At 71.3% G+C, this 1,912-nt stretch carries 1 protein-coding gene; it reads right to left on the reverse strand.

The window, feature by feature from the left end:
- On the reverse strand, nucleotides 1-1,806 hold a 1,806-nt coding region (locus tag A612_RS08965; RefSeq protein WP_019374161.1), incomplete at its 3' end, for a cation:proton antiporter.
- Nucleotides 1,807-1,912 lie beyond the last annotated feature (106 nt).

Consider the following 1,912-nt stretch of genomic DNA (forward strand, 5'->3'; position numbering starts at 1 on the left):
GGCCTGCGGCGGCACCAGCGCGGTCACGCTCTGGCCGGCCGCTGGCTCGACCGGATGCGCCGGGTCGCCCGCCAGGCGCAGCTGCCCCTTGTCGGTCAAGGTGAATAACACGATGGCGCGCCCGCCCCAGGCCTGGTCGAACTGCGCCCAGCCGTATTTGTCGGTCAGCGTGGTGGTCTTGAAATTCCAGCCGGCATCGAGCAACTCCTGCAGGCGCGCGTGCGTCATGCCCTCGCCCAGCAGCGCCGGCGCCTGCAAGCCTTCGGCCAGCCGCCGGCGCTCGCCGCCTTCCTGTGGCGCCACGGCGCGCAGCACCAGCACCCGGTCGCGGCCGAACTCGCGCTGGTAGTGCACGGCGACCAGCGAATTGCGCTCCTCCTGCGTGGACAGCGCCAGCAACCGCCCCAGACCCGTGAGATCCAGATGCCGACTGGCGTGGCGCGAGGTCGGGTTGCCGAAATAGGTCGGCAGGCCAGCCATGCGCGCTGCGCGAATGCCGTCCCAGTCGTCGGCGGCCAGCAGCACCGGCACGCCCTGGTCGTGCAGCGCCTGCGCCACGGCGCGCGCCACCGGGTTGGCGCCGTGGATCAGCACGCCGCGCGGCTCGGGCTCGCGCACGCCCAGCCAGCGCGCCAGGCGGCTGGCCGTCAGACTCTGCACCACCACGGTGGCGATGATCAGCATGAACACCAGCGGCACCAGGCGGTCGGCGCCCTCCATGCCGCGCTCCTGCAGCTGCAGGGCGAACAGCGCCGAGATCGACGCCGCGACGATGCCGCGCGGCGAGATCCACGCCGCCAACAGCCGCTCGCGCATGCTCAGGGCGCTGCCCAGCGTGGACAACCAGATCGACAGTGGCCGCACCAGGAACTGCGCCGCCAGATACACCAGCAGCCCGCCCAGCAACATGCCCGGCGGCAGCGGCCAGGGCAGGCGCGCCGCCAGGATCAGAAACAGCATGGACACCAGCAGGATGGACAGGTTTTCCTTGAAGCTGATGATGGGTTCGATGTGGATGCCGCGCAGGTTGCCCAGGGCGATGCCCATGGCCGTGACAGCCAGCAGGCCCGACTCGCGCGTGAGCGCGTTGCTCAGCGCGAAGGTGGCCAGCATCAGCGCCAGCGCGGCGTAGCCCTGCAGGTATTCGGGGATGAAATGCCGGCGAAGCAGCTGCGCCAGCAGCCAGGCCGCCACCAGCCCGATCAGCGTGCCGCCAACCAGGGTCAGCATGAACACCCACAGCGGCTCGCCCGGAAACTGCTTGGCGGCGATGAGCTCGTAGACCAGCACTGCCAGCAGCGCGCCCAGCGGGTCGATGACGATGCCCTCCCAGCGCAGCAGATTGGCCACGCGGGCATTGGGCCGCACCACGCGCAGCATCGGATTGACCACCGTCGGCCCGGTCACGCAGGTGATGGCACCGAACAGGAACGCCAGCGACCAGGACAGCCCGGCCAGCCAGTGCGCCGCCGCGGCCAGCCCCGTCATCGCCACCAGCGCGCCATAGGTGGACAGGCGCCGCACGGCGTGGCCGATGCCGTCGAGTTCGGCAAAGCGCAGGCCCAGGCTGCCCTCGAACAGGATCACCGCCACCGACAGCGAGACCGCCGGAAACAGCAGCTCACCCAGCAGCGCGTCTGGATCGACCAGCCCGGTGAGCGGCCCCAGCGCCAGGCCCAGCAGGAGCAGCGGCAGGATGGCCGGCACGCGCACGCGCCAGGCGAGCCACTGGGCCAGGAAACCGATGGACAGCAGCAGCGCCAGGGCCGGCGCCGGGTGTGAGAGCAGGGAGGTCAGCCATTGCATCGCGGCATTGTGGAGGCGGGCGGCACAGCCACCGCGTCGGCGGGCAGCGCAAGCTGGCGCGGGGGTTTTTGAAGGCCCTCAGGCAGCCGCTGCCGCCGCCAGCCCC

Source organism: Melaminivora alkalimesophila, from assembly GCF_000282995.1.
Classification (GTDB): Bacteria; Pseudomonadota; Gammaproteobacteria; order Burkholderiales; family Burkholderiaceae_C; genus Melaminivora; species Melaminivora alkalimesophila.